The following is a 20,567-nucleotide window of genomic DNA, read 5'->3' on the forward strand; positions in this document are numbered from 1 at the left end:
GATTTGAGAAAATATTAAAGATTTTATTAAAAATGGAAAGCAAAAATACTCTCCATTTTTTTATTTTAAAACTATCTCATTCTCAGATTTTCAAATTAACTCTTCATCCTGAAAATACTGAATAATCGCTTTTTTCATCAGCAGCTGCTGCTCATTGGCTTTCAGCTCCGGAAGTGGCTCAACTTCTTCCCAGTGCGGATAACCATCCTCATCATAATGTGAAAACTTATAATATCCAAAGGGTTCTAAAAGTCTGCAAACTGCGATGTGAATAAGGTTTACCTTGTCATCTTTGGTATATTTCTGCTGCCCGCTTCCCAGTTCTTGAAGTCCAATTAAGAACAGGTAGGTTTCAACGGGAGCATTTTTTTCGGTATCAAAATTTTCTCTGAAAAACTGATCTATTTTTTCCCAGTATTCTGCTTCGTTAATCATTATTTTTTATGTTGGATGATGGATGATGGATGATCTCAAATGAAGATTCAACCAGCAAACCTATATTTTATTTTCAAGTTTTAATAAAAACGCATACTCCAGTGCATCTTCTTTCAAAGATTCAAATCTTCCGCTTGCACCGCCGTGGCCGGCACTCATATCGGTTTTAAAAATAAGAATATTGTCATCTGTTTTTAGTTCTCTCAGTTTTGCCGTCCATTTTGCAGGCTCCCAGTACTGAACCTGAGAATCATGAAAACCCGTTGTTATTAATAAATTCGGATAATTTTTAGGTTCAACATTATCGTAAGGTGAATATTCTTTCATGTAATGATAATACTCTTCATCATTAGGGTTTCCCCATTCGTCATACTCGCCCGTCGTTAAAGGAATCGTTTCATCCAACATCGTTGTAACCACGTCTACAAAAGGCACCTGAGCCACAATTCCGTTGAATAAAGCAGGTTCGTAGTTCATCACAGCACCCACTAACAGCCCGCCTGCACTTCCTCCCATCGCATACAGATGTTTTGGAGAAGTATAATTTTCTTTCACCAAATGCTTTCCGGCATCGATGAAATCAAAGAAAGTGTTTTTCTTTTCGAGCATTTTTCCTTCTTCATACCATTCTCTACCCAAATATTCACCTCCCCGGATGTGGGCGATGGCATAGATAAATCCACGGTCTAAGATGGAAAGTCTTACATTTGAAAAACTTGCATCAACGGTATGCCCATAGCTTCCGTAACCGTACATAAGAACGGGTGTTTCAGCAGATTTTATTGTGTCTTTATGATAAACCAGCGAAATGGGGATTTCTGTTTCACCATCTCTCGAATCTGCCCATATTCTTTCTGAAATATAATTTTCCGGGTTGAATTTTCCACCTAAAACTTCCTGCTGCTTTAAAAGTACAGTAGTTTTATCTTTCATATTAAATTCATAGGTAGAACTTGGCTGAGTAAGAGAAGTGTAGCCATAACGTAAAACTTCCGTTTCAAATTCCAGATTGGTTCCGATGTATGCTGTATACGTAGGATCTGAAAACGGCAAATAATAAGATTCCTGAGCCTTTTCGTCGATAATTTTAATCTGCAAAAGCCCTTCTTCTCTTTCTTCTGTTACGAGGTAGTTTTTAAAAATCTCAAAACCTTCCAGCAAAACTTCCGGACGGTGCGGGATTACATCAACCCAGTTTTCCATTCCGCAATTATCGATTTTAGTTTTTACAATTTTAAAATTGGTAGCATCGTCTGCATTGGTAATGATGTAAAATTCGTCTTCGTAATGTTCAACAGAATATTCCAGATCATCGATTCTTGGCTGAATAATTTTCCAGTCTGCAAAAACGTTATCCGAAGGTATAAATCTGTGCTCATCTGAAATCGTACTGGAGCTTGCGAGGAAGATATATTCTAAAGATTTCGTTTTAAAAACATTGACATCGAAAGTTTCATCTTCTTCATGAAAAATCAAAACATCCTGAGAAGAATCTGTTCCCAGCTCATGCCTGTAAACCTGAAAAGCTCTTAAACTTTCATCTTTTCTGATGTAAAAAACATGCTTATTATCGTTTGCCCAAACTGCTTTTCCCGTTGTATTTTCAATGGTATCTGAAAGAATTTCACCTGTTTTTAAATTTTTAAAACTGATGGTATAAATTCTTCTGCTCACGCTGTCGCTTGAGAAAGAAGCCAGCTCATTATCCGGAGAAACAGCCACACTTCCAACCTCAAAATATTCGTGACCTTCTGCCAGAATATTGACATCCAGAATGATTTCCTCTTCATTTTCCAGCGTTTTGTATTTTCTGCAGAAAATAGGATATTCTTTCCCTTCTTCGTAACGTACGATGTACCAGTATTCATTGAAAAGATAGGGCAGAGACTCGTCATCTTTCTTATATCTGGCTTTCATTTCTTCGAAAAGCTCTTCCTGAAAGGCTTCAGTATCATTCATGATGAAATCAGCGTAGGCATTTTCTTCGTTTAGATATTGTACAACCTCGGGATTTTCTCTTTCATTCATCCAGAAATAACTGTCACTTCTTTTATCACCGTGTATTTCTAAAATTTTTTCTATTTTTTTTGCCTTTGGAGCTTTCATTCTGATTTTTTAGATGTGATTTAATCTGAAAATGTTCAGTATTAAATTTCGTTCAAATTTAATTAAAAAAAAGCCATCTTTCCTTTTGCTTGAAAGACGGCTGTAATATTTGCAGGAACTTCGTTTTTTATTTGTGTAGTGCTTTAATGTATTTTTCAAGAGCCATCGTCATGGATGGAGTTTCTTTTGTAGGTGCCATAAGATCAACTTTCAGGCCTGCATCTTCTGCAGCTGCGAAAGTAGTGGGACCAAAAACACCTATTTTAGTATCATTCTGCACAAAATCCGGGAAATTCTGCTGTAGAGATTTTATTCCCTGAGGGCTGAAGAAAATCAACATATCGTAATCTGAAATCCTGATATCTGAAAGATCGCTGCAAACCGTTCTGTACATAATCGCTCTTGTCCAGTTGATATTTGCGGCATCCAAAGTCTTGGGAATTTCTGCTCCCAAAAGGTCAGAAGACGGCAATAAATATTTTTCTGATGGGAATTTTTTGAAAAGCGGTGAAAGATCTGCAAAGTTTTTTTCGCCAAAGCTGATCTTCCTTTTTCTGTAGACAATATGCTTCTGAAGATAGTTGGCAATTGCTTCAGACTGGCAGATATAACGCATCGTATCCGGCACACTGAATCTTAACTCCTCGGCTAAGCGAAAATAATGATCTACTGCATTTTTGCTTGTGAAAATAATCCCCGTATACTGCGTAAGATCTATTTTCTGAGTTCTTAACTCTTTATTATCAACTCCCGCAACGTGAATAAAAGGACGGAAATCAATCTTAATCTTTTCCTTCTTCGCAATTTCCAGATATGGAGAAGACTCACTCGGAGCTGGTTGAGAAACCAATATAGACTTTATTCTCATCTTGTAGTTTTATTAGAAAAATAAAAGTTTCCATAGCATCAAAAGAGGTGCTATTTGAAGCGTGCAAATATACAAAAATTTATAATACCATTTTGCCGGAAGTATATTATTTTTATGAAACATATAAAACAACACCTTGAAAATGAATACAAAACAAAAGAATACCACATACATAAAAAACACTTTAGTCTTGTCTATGGGAAAATAATAATGCATTACACACAGTGCAATCATTACCATACTCACTACAAACTGCAGTTTGGTGGAAGTAAAATAAAAAATATTCCATTTTTTACCATCACCGATGCTGTGGTAAAGAAGAAAACTAAAGCCGGTTCTGACAAAATAAAACAGTGAAACCACCGCTAAAGTATATCCGAACTTATTAAAATGATAACCGAAAATCTGGTTTTCTGCGATAAACCTCGGGATAACGGGAATATACTGTGACATAAGAACAGAAACCGCAAGCACAAAAACCATCGAAGTGATGATCCAGTTTGGGAGATTGTTGCTGGAATCAAAATATTTCTGAAAAAGAAAATCTTTAAGATTAGCCTGTCTTTCAATTACATTCATCATAAATATATAGAGAAAGATGCACCCCAGCAATATAAAAACCACCCAGTCATTATTTTCGGGAATTCTTACGGGGTCAATAAAAGTCTGTGATAATGGCAAACGTATTTTTTTTGCAAAATTATAGATTATTTTGTAGAAAAAAGAAAGTCTAAAAAAACTATCTTTGCAAACTGAAATGAAAAAACTCGTCATCATCCCCACGTACAACGAAAAAGAAAATATTAAAAAGATAATTTCTGCTGTTTTTGCGTTGGAAGAAGAGTTTCACATTCTAGTTGTAGACGATTCTTCGCCAGACGGAACTGCAGAAATCGTAAAGAATCTACAGAAGAAATTTCAGCATACACTTCATATTTCGGTAAGAAAAGTGAAAGACGGTTTGGGGAAAGCCTACATTCATGGCTTTAAATGGGCCATTCAGAACCAGTACGACTATATTTTTGAGATGGATGCAGATTTTTCTCACAACCCTGAAGATTTGCCTAAACTTTTTGAAGCCTGCAAAAATGCCGATATGGCAATAGGTTCCAGATATTCAAAAGGTGTGAATGTAGTCAACTGGCCGATGGGAAGAGTGCTTCTATCCTATTTCGCATCAAAATATGTGCGCTTCGTTTTAGGATTGCCTGTTCATGATACGACAGCAGGATTTGTCTGTTTTTCAAGAAAAGTTTTGGAAGAAATCGGTTTAGACAATGTTAAATTAAAAGGATATGGCTTTCAGATTGAAATGAAATTCAGAACTTTGAAAAAAGGTTTCAAAATTGTTGAAGTTCCTATCATTTTCACCAACAGAATTTTGGGCGAGAGCAAAATGAACGGCGGAATTATACACGAAGCTGTTTTTGGAGTGCTGAATTTAAAATGGAAATCCATCATCGGCAGATTGTGAAATTGTCATGACAAAACTTAAGTCTAAACATGAAAAAGATATTTTGTTTTTTTATTTTTCTGATTCTCTTTTCCTGCAAAGAATATATCAACAAGCCCAAAAATCTTATTGACAGAGATACGATGGCAGAGGTAATGGCAGAAATGGCGATTAATGACCAGGTAATCTTTATGTATCAGGGCAAAAATCTGGAGAGTGGAACCCGCTTTATCCTCAAAAATTACAATATAAAAGCGAATGATTTTGTAGACAGCTATCAGTATTATGTAGTCAACCAAAAAATGAAAGGTATAGTGGAAGATGCTCAGAAAATTCTTTTAGAAAAAGATCCGAAAGCAGAAAAACATGTGAAAGACAAGTTGAAATCTAACCAGAACGTTCCTTCGTTCGCAAGATAATTTCAGCAGATTATTTACATTCAAAAAAGATTAATGAATTTTTTTAATATAGAAAAAACCTCTCAGGGGAAAGCCAGAGCCGGAGTATTGAACACCGCACACGGTACAGTTCAGACTCCTATTTTTATGCCTGTGGGAACGGTGGCAAGTGTAAAAACGGTGCATCAGAGAGAGATCAGAGACGACATCAAAGCCCAGATCATTTTAGGAAACACGTATCACCTTTACCTTCGTCCCGGAATGGAAGTAATGCAGGCAGCAGGCGGTCTTCATAAATTTATGAACTGGGATCTTCCGATTCTTACAGATTCCGGAGGTTTTCAGGTTTTTTCGCTTTCAGGCACCCGAAAAATGTCTGAAGAAGGTGTGAAATTCAAATCTCATATCGACGGAAGTGTTCATTTATTCACTCCGGAAAAATCTATGGAAATCCAGAGACAGATCGGCGCTGATATTTTTATGGCTTTTGACGAATGCGTGGCTTACCCTGAAGAATACAATCAGGTAAAACAGTCTATGGAAATGACGCACCGCTGGCTGAAAAGATGCATAGACTGGAACGAAAAAAATCCTGAACTTTACGGCCATAAACAAACATTTTTCCCGATTGTACAGGGTTCTACGTTTTCAGATTTAAGAAAAATTTCTGCGGAAGTGATTTCTGAAGCCGGAGCTGAAGGAAACGCGATTGGCGGACTTTCGGTGGGCGAACCTGAAGAAGAAATGTACAGAATCACAGACGAAGTAACAGATATTCTGCCTAAAGAAAAACCAAGATACCTGATGGGAGTAGGCACTCCGTGGAATATTCTTGAATCAATTGGTCTCGGAATTGACATGATGGACTGCGTAATGCCAACAAGAAACGCCAGAAATGCAATGCTTTTTACATGGCAGGGCGTTATGAATATGAAAAACGAAAAGTGGAAGAAAGACTTCTCTCCGCTGGATGAGTTCGGGACAAGTTTTGTTGACCGCGAATATTCTAAAGCTTACGTGAGACACCTGTTTGTTTCAAAAGAATATCTTGCCAAGCAGATTGCTTCGGTTCATAACCTTGCGTTTTATTTAGATTTGGTAAAAGTAGCCAGAGAACATATCTTAGCAGGAGATTTCTATGAGTGGAAAAATTCTGTAATGCCCGTTTTGAGACAAAGACTTTAAAAAACACCATCAATGCTGAAAATTGTAGACAGATACATTGTGAGAAAATACCTTGGAACATTCAGTTTCATGCTTATACTGCTGTCTATTGTTGTTCTTGTGATTGATGTTCAGCAGAAAATCCCGAGAATCGAAAATGCCACAGCATTAGACCCTAAACTGAATGTCACTTATTTCCTGATTCACTTTTATCCTTTCTGGATTATCAATCTGGTAGTAACTTTTCTTGCAATCCTTGTTTTCATATCGGTAATTTATTTTACGTCAAGAATGGCCAATAATACAGAAATTGTGGCCATTATCAGCAGTGGAGCAAGTTTTCACAGGTTTGCAAAACCCTATCTCTTAACATCACTGTTCATTGCACTCATATCTCTCACAGTAAACCACATGGTTTTACCCTGGGCAAATATGAAAAAAAACGAACTGGAAGCTTACACCTACAACGCAACTAAAAAAGAAAAAATCTTAGGAACAGCACCGGTTTCAGCACAGTTAAGCAAGACAGAATATATCTTTGTGAATTCCTGGAACAAAAAAGACAACCGGGGATACGGCTTTTCTTACCAGAAATTTGATAAAAACCGAAAACTAATCTTTGAACTGAAGGCCAACGATGTTCTTTGGGATATAAAAAAGAAACAGTTTATTCTCAACAGCTACATGGAGAAAACCGTCAATAAAAATGACACCGAAAAACTCACAAATGGCTTTGAAATCAGGAAAAATTTTGGTCAGGCTCCGGAAGAATTATTTCCAAACGAGCTTTTGGGACAAAATAAACCCACGCCCGAACTTGTGGATTTTATCAACCGGGAAAAACTCAAGGGAAACAGCAATCTCAACTCCCACCTAAACGAGCTTCACCAAAGAACTTCGATGCCCGTAGCCATTGTATTACTTACGTTTTTAGCACTTTCTCTGGCCTCACAGAAGAAACGGGGAGGTCTGGGAATTAATCTGGCAATTGGGATCTCCCTCGCATTCGTTTTCGTTTTTTCATTTGAAGCTTTAAAAGTGGTTTCTGAAAACAAAGCGATTTCACCGGCTTTAGCGATGTGGCTGCCAAATATTGCTTTCTTTCCGTTAACGCTTTATCTTTATCTGAAAAGAGCCAATCAGTAAAGCAGTTTAATTTCTTTGTGATAAAATTTTCGTATTCCGTCTTCAAATTCAATGTGAATTTCACCGGATTGACTTGCGGAACGAATGATGCCATTCTGTCTGGTTCCATTGCGTTCAAAAACAGAAATCTGATCTTTTCTGAATAAATTCCGGTTAAAAACATCTAAAATTTCCCCCTCAGAAGGCATGTTTTTTAAATCTGAAACCATAAATTTATGAAATTCTCCGGCGAATTCCTCAAGTTCAAAAAACAGTGAAGTCTGGCTTAAAAGCGAGCCGGCATTAGATATTTCATTGAAACTTTCCTGCAGAACATTGATACCAATGCCCAAAACAAAATACTGCTGCTGATTGAATTTTCTTTTTTCGATCAGAATTCCGCACACCTTTTTATAATCCACTATAATATCGTTGGGCCATTTAATTTTCACTTCCTTATCAGTCAGTTTGGCAATAAAACCCCGTACTGTAACTGCGGTATAATAATTGAACAGAAAATCAGAGACTTTTACAGACGTCACTTTAACGGCGAGAGAGTAGGCTAAATTTTTATTTGCAACAACTTTCCAGGAATTTCCGTACTGCCCTCGTCCGGCAGTTTGATCAAAAGTATGCACAGCAATAAAATTTGATTCTGGATAAAGTATAAACGGTGCAAGTTCGTCATTAGTAGAAGAGCACTGCTTTAAATAAAAAAGGTCGTCCATTTAAGAAAAATTTATGACTAATTGGGCAGCTAAAGTAAGTCTAAAGTAAAAGAAAAACAATAAATTTGCAGATTATAGTATTTTTTAATGAGCAACACGACAGAAAAACAACAATTAATAGATAAAATAGTAGAAGCTATTCAGGATGTGAAAGGAGAAGATGTAATGATTTTCGACCTTACAAAAATTGAAAACTCCGTAGCAGAAACTTTTATTATATGCAGCGGAAATTCTAATACCCAGGTATCAGCACTAGCCGGATCAATCGAGAAAAAAGTACGTAACGACCTACAGGACAGACCTTGGCACGTAGAAGGAACCGAAAACGCAATGTGGGTTCTGGTAGACTATGTAAGCGTGGTAGTACACATTTTCCAGAAAGAAACCCGTGAATATTACGATATTGAGGAGCTTTGGGGCGACGCTGCGATTACGAGAATCGAAAACGCAATCTAAATTTTTAAAAGCAATAAATGAATAATAAAGGATTTAACTGGTTTTTTCCTATAGCTATCGTCGGGCTTTTGCTGTTCTTTGCTTCCACATTTCTGTCGGAAGGAAACAGCAGAACCATCAATGAAGACATGTTTTTCAGAGAGATGCAGGAAGGGAAGGTTCAGAAAGTTGAAATTAACAAGCAGACTGAGAAGGCTGATGTATTTTTAACCAAAGAAGCAAAAACCAAAACAGTACAGAAGAAAGACAACAATCCGTTCTCGGGTTCTCTGGGAATGTCTGCAAAGCCGGATTATGTTGTAAAATATGGTGACTTAAAGCTTTTTCTTGAAAAATTTGATGCTTTAAAAGGTCAGAATCCAAAATTGGCAACAACCAAAGATTACGCAGAGGGTGAAAGCCCATTTGCAGGAATTTTAATCAACGTCCTAATCTGGGTTACTGTATTAGGTCTGTTTTATTTCATTCTTTTCAGAAAGATGGGAAGCGGTGGCGGCCCAGGCGGACAGATCTTCTCTATCGGAAAATCCAGAGCGAAACTTTTTGACGAAAAAGAAAAAATTCAGACTACATTTAAAGATGTTGCAGGTCTTGAAGGTGCTAAAGAGGAAGTACAGGAGGTTGTGGATTTCCTTAAAAACTCTGAAAAATACACGAAACTGGGTGGTAAAATCCCTAAAGGTGTCCTTTTGGTAGGTCCTCCGGGAACAGGTAAAACTCTTCTGGCAAAAGCTGTAGCAGGCGAAGCTAAAGTACCTTTCTTCTCACTTTCAGGTTCAGATTTCGTGGAAATGTTTGTGGGAGTGGGAGCTTCAAGGGTAAGAGATCTTTTTGCTCAGGCTAAAGCCAAATCTCCTGCGATTATCTTCATTGATGAGATTGATGCCATAGGTAGAGCAAGAGGTAAAAACAATTTCTCCGGTGGAAACGACGAAAGAGAAAACACTCTTAACCAGCTTTTAACTGAAATGGACGGTTTCGGAACAGACGTTAACGTTATTGTGATGGCTGCAACCAACAGAGCTGATATTTTAGATAAAGCCTTAATGAGAGCGGGACGTTTTGACCGTTCGGTGTATGTAGATCTTCCGGAACTGCATGAAAGAAAAGAGATTTTTGAGGTTCATTTAAGTAAAATTAAACTTGATGAAAATGTAGACAGAGAATTTCTTGCAAAACAGACTCCTGGATTCAGTGGTGCAGATATTGCCAACGTTTGTAATGAAGCTGCATTAATAGCGGCTAGAAACAGCCATACTTCGGTTACAAAACAGGATTTTCTGGATGCTGTAGACAGAATTATCGGAGGTCTCGAAAAGAAAAATATGGCCATCAAGCCATCAGAAAAAAGAAGAGTTGCTTATCATGAAGCTGGTCATGCTACTATTTCTTGGCTGGTAGAGCACGCTTCCCCACTTTTAAAAGTAACGATTGTTCCGAGAGGAAGATCATTAGGAGCTGCATGGTATTTACCTGAGGAAAGACAGTTGACAACAACTGAGCAGATGCTTGACGAAATGTGTGCTACCCTTGGTGGAAGAGCTGCAGAGCAGGTTATTTTCAATAACATCTCAACAGGCGCACTTTCTGATCTTGAGACAGTAACTAAGAGAGCTCAGGCCATGGTGACCATTTACGGATTAAGCCCGAATATCGGAAATATCTCCTATTATGACAGTACAGGACAGTCTGAATACAACTTTGGGAAACCTTATTCTGAGCAAACTGCCAACAAGATTGACCTTGAGATCAAATCTATTATCGAAAATCAATACGAGAGAGCAGTGCAGATTCTCACGGATAATAAAGACAAACTGGATGCTTTGGCAAACAAACTTCTGGAAAAAGAAGTGATTTTCAGAGAAGATCTTGAGGATGTTTTTGGGAAAAGAGCCTGGGATCCGGAATTGACGGAGCGACCGGTAACCAATACCATTGCAGATGTAAAAGAACCTACAGAAGAAATTCTGATCAAAGAAAAAGAACAAGACAGTGAAACTCAGGCACCTGAAAGCCCGACGCAGCTGTAAAATTCTTAAAAATACAGTATCTGAAAACCCGGGAGATTAAAACTCCCGGGTTTTTTAACATTTGTACGTATATTTCTCATAAGTATTGTATTAATTTTTTACTTTTGTAGTTAGTTGACTAAAAATAAATTAAGTTGAGTTTATTCAAGAAAATTGTAAGCAAACTTACCAACCAGCCAGAAAATGATGAAAAGCAGAGTTTGGAAAAACTGGGAGATTCGCTGAAAAATGCAGATCTGGACTATAAGTTTGCACAGCTCTTTACCCACTCGGGTGGATTTTTCAATTATTGCGCAGACGAAGCCGAAGCATTACAGACCCTTAATCAGATTGTGAAGATTGAGGGAGTCAACAATATTTTCTGTTGTGACAAAGACCTGCAAAATTTTCTCAATGTAGTAAAGACCGATTACACTTCGCAACTGCAGCACGGAAACGACGCCGCTTTCATCACCTGTGAATACCTTATTGCTTTTGACGGCAGAATTATGCTCTCAGCCAATAACATTCTGCATTATCACTCTTCTAAACTGCCGGAGAAAATCATCATCATGGCAAATGTCTCCCAAATCGTAAGTAATCTCAATGATGCTATGGGAAAAATCAAAAGAAACGGAAACATCAAAAATCTTACGTCCATCAGCGGAGGTCAGAATAAACTGGATGCAACGGCTCCAAACAATAAACTTTTCCTGCTTCTTCTTGAAGACTGAAGCAGAACTGTAAACTCAGAAAATCTTGGACAAAAATCTTATTCAGAGAACCCTTTCGGGAATCGTTTATATCGCAGTCATTATTCTGTGTACCACCCCTTTCGGTGCGCAGCTTATCAACAGCATTTCTCCTGAACTTGTACAGCAGCAACATATTTACTTTGGGTTGATTACTTTGCTTTTAACTGTAGGAACCTGGGAATGCATCAGGATGATGAAATTTGGGAACGGCTACGAAAAATGGATTGTTTTTCCGGTAGTAGCTGTTATTTTTTATATTTTCTCCAAAAGATACTTCCAGCACGGATTTTATTTTGATTTCCGGCTTTCTGATATTCTTGCCATTGCTTTGGTGGGAATTGCAGCGGTTACCTTATTCAAATTTGCATCTGAACTTTATTTTGACAGCGGCAAACTCATTTTTACGGTCATTTACGTTGCCCTGCCCTTCTGTTTCGCATTGGGACTTCCAAAATTCTCAACGTATGAACAGACTTTTTCTCTGGAAGTAATTTTTCTTTTCATCCTCATCTGGAGCAGCGATACCTTTGCCTATATCGCAGGAAGGCTTTTCGGGAAACATAAGATGGCTCCTAAAATTTCTCCGAAGAAAACATGGGAAGGCTACATTGGAGGTGTGGTTTTAACTTTGGTACTCTCCTATTTTGTAGAAAAATATCAGCCACAGCTTCGCGGAAACTGGATGGTGGTAGGCTTTTTAGTAGCCTCATTTGCCCCTTTGGGAGATTTGGTGGAAAGTCAGCTTAAAAGAACCTTCGGCGTGAAAGACAGCGGAAATATTATTCCCGGGCATGGTGGCATTTTAGACAGGCTTGACAGTTTTTTAATTTGTGCACCTGTTGTATATTTGTACTTTGTAATCGAAAGATTCATTTAAAACCCAGATCATCATTAAATGCAATTGGATTTAGTGATATTTAAACTTTAATAAAAAAATCTACCTGCGAAATCGCCACGTATAAAAATCAATTGAGATTAAGCGGTTGCATATTGTAAAAAAAAATAAAATCTTCTTATGAAATTACACAAGGAATCCAAAGGCACCATTGCAGTAGCCAGCATTGTATTTATTGCTGTTGCCGGTGTTTCAATATATTTTCTTGAAATGTTGTCTCTGATCATCATCATTCCTCTTCTTGTTATTTACGGATTGGTTTTCTGGTTTTTCAGAGTTCCAAACAGGGACATTCAGGATCATGTGGAAAATGTGATCGCTCCTGTGGACGGCAAAGTGGTGATGATAAAAGAGGTGGTAGAGACAGAGTTTTTAAAAGAAGCCTGCATACAGATTTCTATTTTTATGTCGCCACTAAATGTACACATCTGCCGATTTCCGGTATCAGGAAATGTAATCTACAAAAAATACCATCCCGGAAAATATCTTGTTGCCTGGCATGAAAAGTCTTCCACAGAAAACGAAAGAACTACCGTTGCCGTGGAAAGTTTAACCAAACATAAAGTCGTTTTCAGACAGATTGCAGGGTATGTAGCAAGAAGAATCGTATTCTACTGTAATGAAGGCGATAGCGCAAAAGCCGGACACGAATTCGGTTTCATCAAATTCGGCTCAAGAATGGATATTTTCCTCCCCATGGATACCGAAATCATCTGCAGGATTGGTGACAAAACCAAAGGAGGAATTGATGTGATTGCGAAGATGAGGGATTAGGATGATGGAAGCGGGAAGATGGAAGACGATTGATGATAGACGATTGATGAATAATGTAATATTCAATTTAAATAAGCAAAATCAGGGTTTACGGGCTCTGATTTTTTTTGAATATACCTAACTCTTTGGTTTTGTGGGTCTGCAGGATGAGACTTTTTTGAGCAGAACAAAATTTTAAACACAATACTTTCTGTATAGTTCATGCATCAGAATATCATACAAAACTGATTTTTTTTATCCTGAAAAAGACCGCAATGGTGAAAGTACTTTTCTTACATTTAAAAAATGCCGGAAGCCAAGCGGAAAAGCGGTTCTGATGATCTTAAGAGAGCCAGAAAGGATGGAATTCATACAAATTAAAGATCGAGCGGACTTTGAATTTTTCTTATCTTAAGATCTGTTATATGGGTATAAATCTGTGTAGTGACGACGCTGTTGTGCCCCAGAAGCTCCTGAATGTAGCGGATGTCTGTTCCGTTTTCTATAAGATGCGTCGCAAAACTGTGCCGCAGAATGTGAGGCGTTACTGTCTTCTGTATTTTTGCACGTACCGCAGCCTGCTTCACTATCTGCTGAACACTTCTTGGTGAATAATTTTCATGATCATTTCCTTCGAACAGAAATGTTTTCGGCGAATACTTTACAAAATACTCTCTAAGTAACGGCAAAACAGATTGTGGAAGCATCACATAGCGATCTTTCTTTCCTTTAGAGTGAATAACCGATATTGTTCCCGATTTTGAATCGATATCTTTAATCTTCAAATGAATCAACTCGCTTACTCTGAGGCCACAACCGTACAGAAGACTGATCATAGATTTGTGCTTAAGATTTTCTGTAAGGCTGATCATTTTGAGTATATCCTCCTTGCTGAGGTACTTGGGAAGGGAGTGCTCTACCCTCTTGGGATAAAGGTGAGAAAGGGACATTTTCCTGTTAAACATCACCTCATAAAACAACTTTATACTTCCCAGAATATGCTTTTGGAATGATTGTGAAATATTCTTTTCTTTAATCTCATTGTAAAGATACTTTTCTACCGCAGCTTCATCCACATTTTCTATACTTATCCCATTTAAAGTTCTGAAAAATGTTGCTAAAGTAGAGAGATATGTTTTGATTGTAGATTCGCTGTAACGCGCAACCTCTAATTTCTGTCTGAAAATTTGCGAATATTTCATTGTACTGTGTTTTTATCAAAACTACAAAACATTCGTCAATCCAAAAAATATTTTTGAATAAATTATTTCACAAATAACTTATATTCAATTAATAAAAGCCAAAATACAATTTACCACCAAAAATTGCTTTGCGAAAGATATATAGGTTGGATTGACGCAATGCGTAAATTTGAAAGTTAGCTGTGATTGTATGAAACGACTACCCATAATAATATTACTCCTTTTAATCTCTTGTTCGGGAACAGTGAAAAATAAACTAAATGACAAAAAAATAACAGTTGGACTTGGCTTTTAACGGAGAACCAAGTAAATATTATCCAAGTGGACAACCAGAAGATATCAAATACAACTTTTTTCTTGACCTTGAACACGGTTACTGTGAGACCGCAGGAAACAGAATTCATTTATACGCAGATTCAACAAGATGGATTGTAGTTTTTGAAAAAAGCGGTTATCAAAATCGAGGAACTTCTGCGGAAATAGAATTAAATTATATTGGAAACTGTATTGATTATCCAATTGACAAATATCCTGAACGGAATTATATTACAAATGCAAATAATATAATCCTAATTGACCCAACAGAATTTGAAAGGATTGAAAACAAAGATGGCGAAGAAATGGAAACATTTGAATTAATTGGACAAAATATCAAAGAAATTAAAATCCGAGATAATATTGTTCAATTTGACAACAACTATCAAAATTATGAAAAATTAGGAATTGATATTCGAGATTATGACAATCCTAAAAACCTTATAGGTTTTGGAGACTTTATCAGATATTTACACGAAACAAATCCAGCGCTAATCAGTGCGACTGAAGAGGAAATTCGGAAGCATATTCCTAAAGACATTCCAAAACTTATGACAATTGACGAGTTCCATTTTGTAAGTGCTTACGACAAAACAAATCCACCAAGCCGACAAGAAACTTACCAATTGATTGCAAAGATTTTGACAACTAAAAATGTAACAAATTGGAAACCCACACAAAAACCAAATAATAGTTGGAAAAATTGGGAATCCGGACATTTATAACAGCGAAAAACAACCACAGCTAACAAGGGTTTTGCGTCAGGCGGGCTGAAGTACAAAATTCAACAGCAGTTTTTCAATTGAACTTTAGTAATAATACCAGCTTTTGTGCTTCGATTTCCCGCCCGAACGCAAAGCCCCGAAACGTTAGCTGAAACCACGTAAAACAACACTATAAAGAATAAAATAATCTTCACCTTTTTTCTTATTTTTTCTTCAACTTATTTATCTGCAAGCAATTTTAGTTTGGAGAAAGCAAGAAAAAAAATTAATAGTCACAATTCATTAAGTTTCAATACTACAGCATATTATCCCATCCCCGAAACTGATGAAATAAATAAATTCACCACTTTTTATATTGTAAATAATTACAAAAGCAAAAATTTTGATTTTTTCAGTAAAACAGGAAATGATGAAGAAATTTTCAAAAATGGAGAATACAAAAGAATAAAAAATAATGAAAAGACAGAATACCAGTTTGAGGAAATTAAAAATCAAACTGAACAAATTCAAAATTCTCACCTTGTTCAATATGGTCCGAATTTCCTTCTCAATCTAAATTGGAATTTTGTAGATGAAGTTCTTATTAACAAAGAAAAATTTTCGCATTTCTCTTACATTGAAAGCACAAGAAAATATCAAGAAAAAACAATCAAAGTAGAATATAACATCTATATTTCTCAAAAAAATTTAGTGTCGAAATTTGAAAGAAAAAGTTTTGTGGATGATAAACTTGGACAAACTGTGACTTATGAATTTTCGGACTATCGTTTTTCAAAAAATGAAATAGATTTTAATTATTCACTACCAAAAAATTACGCTTTAAAATATTTTGAGAAAATCGACATAAATCCGTTAGAAAAAGGAGCGAAAGCTCCAGATTTTGTAGCTATTGATTTCGAAAATAGAGAATTCTCCGAAAAAAACTTTGTCGGAAATAAAACTTTATTACTTTTTTCTTCAACAGGTTGCGGAGCATCAAAAGATGTTTCTGATTTTATGAATAGTTCAGATTTTAATTTATCAAACAAACTCAATCTTATTAATTTTTTCACCACAGATTCAAAAGAAATAGTTCAGAAATACTTTAAAAATAAAGCTAACAAATTTCCAATTATTGCAGACAGAAAAGATATTGAAAACAGTTATAAAATTTCTGTTTTTCCAGTCTTATATGTAATCAATTATGATGGAATAATTGAACAAACTTATATCGGCGAAGAAATAACTGATTTTTTTAAAGCCAATAAAAGTGAATAAAGCTGCTGCAGCTAACAAGGGTTTTGCAATAGTGGGGCGAAACTGCAAAGTTCAACAGTTGTTCTTCGGTTCAACTTTTGTGCAAAATTGAAGATTTGTGCTTCGATTGCCCCACCATCGCAAAGCCCCGAAACGTTAGCTGTAATGCCCAAGATTGCGAGAATGAAATGAAGAATTGATTGAAATTTTAAAAGAAAATGATGACAGAAGAAGAATTAAAAGAAATTGAACAGCGCGAACAAAAAACACAAATTGGACCATGGAAAGCATATATCGAAGGTCGAGATCATGAATCAGGCTCTGATTTTATCATGACAGGAAGTCAAGAAAATGGAGTAGGAGATATTGAACTTTTTGGAGCTACGGAAAATGATTATGACTTTATAGCTAAAGCCAAACAAGATATTCCAAGATTAATAAATGAAATCAGAGAATTGCAAAAGAAGTTAATGCACACCAGCTAACATGGGCTTGGCGAAATTGTGGCCTTCTAGTGCAAAATTGTTCTACTTTTTTCCATAACTTCGTTTTCGGTCACCGAAAGTACTCAGTTCCAAAAGCCGCAACTGACGTGAAGCCGCCGGACGTTAGCGGTTATTAAACCAACCTTAACCGTTACTTAAAAGACAGAAATGAAAAAATATGTAATAATCACTTTCCTGCTCATAGCTACAAATATTGTTTCGGCTCAAATTCCAATTGACAGTATAAAAACAATCATTAAACAAGAGGTTGCTGGTAAGAGAAGCAAAAGTATCATTGTAGGGATTATTGATGCCAATGGCAGACAAATATTTGCAGCAGGTGTAAAAAGCGACAGCGATTCTACGCTACCAGACGGCAATACGATTTATGAAATCGGGTCAATTACAAAAGTATTCACGTCTTTATTATTGGCAGATATGAGTTTAAAGCATCAACTGAATCTGAATGACCCTATTTCCAAAGGACTTCCAAAAAATGTAAAAACGCCTGTAAGAAATGGAAAAGAAATTTCTTTGCTCAGTCTGGCAACCCACAGATCTGGAATGCCTCGTTTTCCCTATAATGTTGACCCCAAAAATTTAGATCAGCCATATATCGATTACACCGTAAATAAACTTTACGAATACGTCTCAAATTTTGAACCGCCTTATGACATTGATTCAAAATGGAGATATTCAAACGTTGCCTATGGAGTATTGGGAAATATATTGACATTGACTGCCAAAAAAGATTTTGAAACTTTAATAAAAGAAAAAATTTGCGGGCCGTTAAAAATGAATAATACCGTTATTTCATTAACAGCAAAACAAAAATTAAATCTGGCAATAGGTCATGCAGAAACAGGAACAAAAGTCGGCTTAACTGATTTAGGTGCAATTGATGCTGGTGGAGCATTACGTTCAACCGTTAATGATCTTCTTACTTTTGCAGAAGCCAATTTGGGGCTCATTAAAACAGATCTGTTCTCTGCAATGGAATTAACCCATGTCCTACAGGCAAAAAAAGATGGAGATGACACTTTTACTACAATGGGTTGGACTCTCGTGAATGCGGACGGATATTTACTTTTTAAAGATGGTGGAATGCCTGGATACAGAACTTTTTTGGGAATAGACAAAAAGAATAAAATTGGAGTAGTTGTTTTATCTAACTCAAACAATACTGTAACTGATATTGGTCGGTATATCCTTGAGCCTGATCGTAGAATTGACCCATATAAATATAACTGGTCCTTATTGGATACACTCAGAGCAACTATAGAAACTAATGGATTTCACGACGCTATTAAACTTTATCTACAGCTTAAAGAATCAAAAGACACGTCGTTTATTTTTAATGAAAATCAACTCAATTATTTAGGAAATGAGTTAAGAAAGAATAATAAAATAAAAGAAGCCATAAAAATCTATGAACTGAATTTAAAAGAGTATCCTAAATCTCCCATTGTGTATGAAAGTTTAGGAGAAACTTATAGACGAAATAAGAATGAGAAAGTTTCTGTGAAATATTTTGAAAAAGCCTTCGAACTGGATCCGCAGAACACTCACTGGACTTACATACTTCAGAAAATTAAAAATGATGAAAGGGAGAAAAACAACCGCTAACCTGGGTTTTGCGTCAGGCGGGCTGAAGTGCAAAATTCAACAGCAGTTTTTCAATTAAACATTAGTAATAAAACCCGCTTTTGTGCTTTGATTTCCCGCCCGAATGCAAAGCCGCAAAACGTTAGCAGCAATTTTCACAACCCACGTTTATGAACAACGATATTACTCTGAAAGAACTCAAGAAATCTAAAGAAAAATTACTTCCTGAAATTAAATGTTTAGAGGAAAATCAACTGACATTTTTATGGTTTGATGACTTTTATGATGGCCCGCTTAATGGAGTTTTAAAATATCAAGACAAAGAATATAAATATGAAATTGTTTCTGACTATATGAAACTTGAATATCCGAGAATATTTGCTGTGGTAGCGCTGACAAATGAAGAATTAAAAGAAGAAAAGTATTGGAATGATTTATATAAAGAATTAGTAAAAAATCAATCTGAAAAAGAAGAATCACTGGAGGCTTTCTTTGAACAGCAAAAGAAAAGAAAAGTAATAAATTATGGAAACAGAAAAGTTTTATGGTGTTACGTGTCAAGTTAATGTGTGAAAAACTGCAGTTAACAACGGTTTGGCGCAATAGCTAAATTCACAATAAACATCACGTTCGATTTTCCGCTGGAAAATCTTATCTTAATAAGAAAAAATCGTCCCACGCAGACGCTACTGCGCCAAGCCGCGGAACGTTAGCAGTAATTTTCCGACTGACCTTATAAATAAATTTACAGATTTTTATGACCAGAATATGAGTGGAAAATAAAACTACTTCTGCTAACAAGGGTAACCGGTGTACAACCCTTTAATTTTCCAATTTTTTCAGAAAATAAGATAAATACCCACCTCTTTTAAAGCGATTTAGGAGAGGTTTGTTTTTGGTAGAATTTTTGGAAATGTATTTTTTGCTTTGCGTAATTCAAGGAGAGGAACGCCAGCTATGCGAAGTCTCCTCACTTTGGAGCATTTTATCAAACAAACATCTTTAAAAACAAATTCTCCACTCCGGCACAAGCGTCGCCCTACAAATTATTGATTGATACAAGCGAGACGCCCGCAAAAGCAAATGTTCAAAAGTTTGCGACAGAAAGTTTTAAAGATATTCTTCAATTGTCAAAAAATACATGGGTTACCGATTCTTTTTCTTCATTACAGAAAATATAATGACAGAAAAAATAACGACAATGCTTAGATCAAGTAAAAGATTAAGCATGATAAAATCTGAATATTTATATTCTGTACACTTTCCATAAAACTGTCGATAGAAAACAAAGGGAAATCCGAACTGGTTAAATCCATCAACATTAGCTTCTTCTTTTTTCAATAAAAAGCACAATGCTATATAAACACCGAAAATAACAGAAAAATATTTTGCAAAAATTTTCATCTGAGAATTGAATTTTACTTCAAAAATTTCTTTACCTCATCAATCAGATTTAAAATCAATTCCACAGGAAGATCTTCATCCATATCAATCAACAGAATTTTAAACTTCTTTCTGCCTTCACTCAGCAGCAGCGGATGATCTAATCGGTCGCCGTGGTAGAAGCTTACATAATATTGCCTATGCTTTTTGCTGAAATAGAAATAGCAGAGCATTTTCTTTTTAAACTTAAAGAAAGGCAAACCGAAGCTGAGCGTTTCGGTGATTTTTTCTGTATCTGAAGATAGAATTTTCTGGCGCAAAAAAAGAAGAGCACTCCGTTCAGGTTCATCGATTCTGAAATAATACTCTTCTAATGGATTCATTGTCTGATTATTGGCTAATTGCTAACGCTTTCTGCAGACTGTATTTTGCACATTGCTGTTTTACTTTTCATCATGCTTAGCATTTTGC

General features: G+C 36.2%; 22 protein-coding genes. 14 read left to right on the forward strand and 8 right to left on the reverse strand.

Features of this window, described 5'->3' with window-relative positions:
• Positions 1–90 precede the first annotated feature (90 nt).
• From ASG31_RS01610 to ASG31_RS01625, 4 genes are all read right to left on the reverse strand, one after another.
• Entirely contained in the window at positions 91–435 is a 345-nt protein-coding gene (locus ASG31_RS01610; protein WP_056027163.1) for a hypothetical protein, read from the reverse strand.
• A 60-nt stretch (positions 436–495) separates the two neighbouring features.
• The gene (locus ASG31_RS01615; RefSeq protein ID WP_056027166.1) at positions 496–2,541 is read right to left on the reverse strand and encodes a S9 family peptidase; all 2,046 of its coding nucleotides are present in this window, start codon (positions 2,539–2,541) and stop codon (positions 496–498) included.
• A gap of 127 nt (positions 2,542–2,668) precedes the next feature.
• Positions 2,669–3,409: a uroporphyrinogen-III synthase gene (locus tag ASG31_RS01620; RefSeq protein WP_056027169.1), complete on the reverse strand. Its 741-nt coding sequence runs from the start codon at positions 3,407–3,409 to the stop codon at positions 2,669–2,671.
• A 12-nt stretch (positions 3,410–3,421) separates the two neighbouring features.
• Complete coding sequence (locus tag ASG31_RS01625; RefSeq protein WP_231433712.1) at positions 3,422–4,090, reverse strand: DUF4271 domain-containing protein; 669 nt, start codon at positions 4,088–4,090, stop codon at positions 3,422–3,424.
• Between the two features lie 76 nt (positions 4,091–4,166).
• Between ASG31_RS01625 and ASG31_RS01630 the strand changes: the two genes are divergently transcribed.
• Genes ASG31_RS01630 through ASG31_RS01645 form a run of 4 tightly spaced genes read left to right on the forward strand, consistent with a single transcriptional unit; the run spans position 4,167 to position 7,570 of the window.
• A complete protein-coding gene (locus tag ASG31_RS01630) occupies positions 4,167–4,883 on the forward strand; it encodes a polyprenol monophosphomannose synthase (RefSeq protein WP_056027172.1) in 717 nt (238 codons plus the stop codon).
• A gap of 29 nt (positions 4,884–4,912) precedes the next feature.
• Positions 4,913–5,281, forward strand: a complete 369-nt coding sequence (locus ASG31_RS01635; RefSeq protein WP_056027176.1) for a DUF4296 domain-containing protein — start codon at positions 4,913–4,915, stop codon at positions 5,279–5,281.
• A 33-nt stretch (positions 5,282–5,314) separates the two neighbouring features.
• Positions 5,315–6,445 carry a tRNA guanosine(34) transglycosylase Tgt gene (tgt, locus tag ASG31_RS01640; protein ID WP_056027179.1) on the forward strand — a complete coding sequence of 377 codons (1,131 nt, stop codon included), beginning with the start codon at positions 5,315–5,317 and terminating at the stop codon, positions 6,443–6,445.
• A 15-nt stretch (positions 6,446–6,460) separates the two neighbouring features.
• The gene (locus ASG31_RS01645) at positions 6,461–7,570 is read left to right on the forward strand and encodes an LptF/LptG family permease (RefSeq protein ID WP_056028033.1); all 1,110 of its coding nucleotides are present in this window, start codon (positions 6,461–6,463) and stop codon (positions 7,568–7,570) included.
• On the opposite strand, the gene ASG31_RS01650 is transcribed toward ASG31_RS01645, so the two are convergent.
• On the reverse strand, positions 7,564–8,277 hold the full coding sequence (locus tag ASG31_RS01650; RefSeq protein WP_056027182.1) for a biotin--[acetyl-CoA-carboxylase] ligase: 714 nt from the start codon (positions 8,275–8,277) through the stop codon (positions 7,564–7,566). The two genes, ASG31_RS01645 and ASG31_RS01650, sit on opposite strands and share 7 nt — an antisense overlap.
• Positions 8,278–8,364: 87 nt before the next feature.
• Between ASG31_RS01650 and rsfS the strand changes: the two genes are divergently transcribed.
• From rsfS to ASG31_RS01675, 5 genes are all read left to right on the forward strand, one after another.
• Positions 8,365–8,733 (forward strand): ribosome silencing factor, encoded by a 369-nt coding sequence (rsfS, locus tag ASG31_RS01655; protein WP_056027184.1) that lies wholly within the window; start codon positions 8,365–8,367, stop codon positions 8,731–8,733.
• A 17-nt stretch (positions 8,734–8,750) separates the two neighbouring features.
• Positions 8,751–10,763 (forward strand): ATP-dependent zinc metalloprotease FtsH, encoded by a 2,013-nt coding sequence (gene ftsH / locus ASG31_RS01660; RefSeq protein ID WP_056027186.1) that lies wholly within the window; start codon positions 8,751–8,753, stop codon positions 10,761–10,763.
• A 134-nt stretch (positions 10,764–10,897) separates the two neighbouring features.
• Entirely contained in the window at positions 10,898–11,476 is a 579-nt protein-coding gene (locus ASG31_RS01665; protein WP_056027189.1) for an LUD domain-containing protein, read from the forward strand.
• 25 nt (positions 11,477–11,501) lie between these two features.
• Positions 11,502–12,374 (forward strand): phosphatidate cytidylyltransferase, encoded by an 873-nt coding sequence (locus tag ASG31_RS01670; RefSeq protein ID WP_056027193.1) that lies wholly within the window; start codon positions 11,502–11,504, stop codon positions 12,372–12,374.
• Between the two features lie 138 nt (positions 12,375–12,512).
• Positions 12,513–13,166, forward strand: a complete 654-nt coding sequence (locus ASG31_RS01675) for a phosphatidylserine decarboxylase family protein (protein WP_056027196.1) — start codon at positions 12,513–12,515, stop codon at positions 13,164–13,166.
• 356 nt (positions 13,167–13,522) lie between these two features.
• Here the strand turns inward: ASG31_RS01675 and xerA are convergent, their stop codons facing one another.
• Positions 13,523–14,347 (reverse strand): site-specific tyrosine recombinase/integron integrase, encoded by an 825-nt coding sequence (gene xerA / locus ASG31_RS01680; RefSeq protein ID WP_056027198.1) that lies wholly within the window; start codon positions 14,345–14,347, stop codon positions 13,523–13,525.
• Positions 14,348–14,631: 284 nt separating this feature from the next.
• On the opposite strand from xerA, the gene ASG31_RS01685 reads away from it, so the two are divergent.
• The 5 genes from ASG31_RS01685 (at position 14,632) to ASG31_RS01705 (ending at position 19,279) form a co-directional block, all read left to right on the forward strand.
• Positions 14,632–15,387, forward strand: coding sequence for a DUF7003 family protein (locus ASG31_RS01685; RefSeq protein ID WP_056027201.1), 756 nt, complete (start codon positions 14,632–14,634; stop codon positions 15,385–15,387).
• A gap of 243 nt (positions 15,388–15,630) precedes the next feature.
• Positions 15,631–16,644: a TlpA family protein disulfide reductase gene (locus ASG31_RS01690; RefSeq protein WP_056027204.1), complete on the forward strand. Its 1,014-nt coding sequence runs from the start codon at positions 15,631–15,633 to the stop codon at positions 16,642–16,644.
• Positions 16,645–16,841: 197 nt separating this feature from the next.
• Positions 16,842–17,108, forward strand: a complete 267-nt coding sequence (locus ASG31_RS01695; protein WP_056027206.1) for a hypothetical protein — start codon at positions 16,842–16,844, stop codon at positions 17,106–17,108.
• A gap of 168 nt (positions 17,109–17,276) precedes the next feature.
• Positions 17,277–18,734: a serine hydrolase gene (locus ASG31_RS01700; protein WP_056027209.1), complete on the forward strand. Its 1,458-nt coding sequence runs from the start codon at positions 17,277–17,279 to the stop codon at positions 18,732–18,734.
• Positions 18,735–18,883: 149 nt separating this feature from the next.
• Positions 18,884–19,279 carry a hypothetical protein gene (locus ASG31_RS01705; RefSeq protein ID WP_056027212.1) on the forward strand — a complete coding sequence of 132 codons (396 nt, stop codon included), beginning with the start codon at positions 18,884–18,886 and terminating at the stop codon, positions 19,277–19,279.
• A 580-nt stretch (positions 19,280–19,859) separates the two neighbouring features.
• On the opposite strand, the gene ASG31_RS01710 is transcribed toward ASG31_RS01705, so the two are convergent.
• Entirely contained in the window at positions 19,860–20,117 is a 258-nt protein-coding gene (locus tag ASG31_RS01710; protein WP_056027214.1) for a hypothetical protein, read from the reverse strand.
• A gap of 14 nt (positions 20,118–20,131) precedes the next feature.
• The gene (locus tag ASG31_RS01715) at positions 20,132–20,479 is read right to left on the reverse strand and encodes a DUF1801 domain-containing protein (protein WP_056027217.1); all 348 of its coding nucleotides are present in this window, start codon (positions 20,477–20,479) and stop codon (positions 20,132–20,134) included.
• Positions 20,480–20,567 lie beyond the last annotated feature (88 nt).

This window comes from Chryseobacterium sp. Leaf404 (genome assembly GCF_001424145.1).
Classification (GTDB): Bacteria; Bacteroidota; Bacteroidia; order Flavobacteriales; family Weeksellaceae; genus Chryseobacterium.

Bases quoted from the DNA above. Each gene is read 5' to 3' on its own strand.
- ASG31_RS01650 (WP_056027182.1), bottom strand. From the start codon at position 8,277: ATGGACGACCTTTTTTATTTAAAGCAGTGCTCTTCTACTAATGACGAA.
- rsfS (WP_056027184.1), top strand. From the start codon at position 8,365: ATGAGCAACACGACAGAAAAACAACAATTAATAGATAAAATAGTAGAA.
- xerA (WP_056027198.1), bottom strand. From the start codon at position 14,347: ATGAAATATTCGCAAATTTTCAGACAGAAATTAGAGGTTGCGCGTTAC.
- ftsH (WP_056027186.1), top strand. From the start codon at position 8,751: ATGAATAATAAAGGATTTAACTGGTTTTTTCCTATAGCTATCGTCGGG.
- ASG31_RS01620 (WP_056027169.1), bottom strand. From the start codon at position 3,409: ATGAGAATAAAGTCTATATTGGTTTCTCAACCAGCTCCGAGTGAGTCT.
- tgt (WP_056027179.1), top strand. From the start codon at position 5,315: ATGAATTTTTTTAATATAGAAAAAACCTCTCAGGGGAAAGCCAGAGCC.
- ASG31_RS01635 (WP_056027176.1), top strand. From the start codon at position 4,913: ATGAAAAAGATATTTTGTTTTTTTATTTTTCTGATTCTCTTTTCCTGC.
- ASG31_RS01610 (WP_056027163.1), bottom strand. From the start codon at position 435: ATGATTAACGAAGCAGAATACTGGGAAAAAATAGATCAGTTTTTCAGA.
- ASG31_RS01630 (WP_056027172.1), top strand. From the start codon at position 4,167: ATGAAAAAACTCGTCATCATCCCCACGTACAACGAAAAAGAAAATATT.
- ASG31_RS01705 (WP_056027212.1), top strand. From the start codon at position 18,884: ATGAACAACGATATTACTCTGAAAGAACTCAAGAAATCTAAAGAAAAA.
- ASG31_RS01700 (WP_056027209.1), top strand. From the start codon at position 17,277: ATGAAAAAATATGTAATAATCACTTTCCTGCTCATAGCTACAAATATT.
- ASG31_RS01710 (WP_056027214.1), bottom strand. From the start codon at position 20,117: ATGAAAATTTTTGCAAAATATTTTTCTGTTATTTTCGGTGTTTATATA.
- ASG31_RS01615 (WP_056027166.1), bottom strand. From the start codon at position 2,541: ATGAAAGCTCCAAAGGCAAAAAAAATAGAAAAAATTTTAGAAATACAC.
- ASG31_RS01715 (WP_056027217.1), bottom strand. From the start codon at position 20,479: ATGAATCCATTAGAAGAGTATTATTTCAGAATCGATGAACCTGAACGG.
- ASG31_RS01695 (WP_056027206.1), top strand. From the start codon at position 16,842: ATGATGACAGAAGAAGAATTAAAAGAAATTGAACAGCGCGAACAAAAA.
- ASG31_RS01675 (WP_056027196.1), top strand. From the start codon at position 12,513: ATGAAATTACACAAGGAATCCAAAGGCACCATTGCAGTAGCCAGCATT.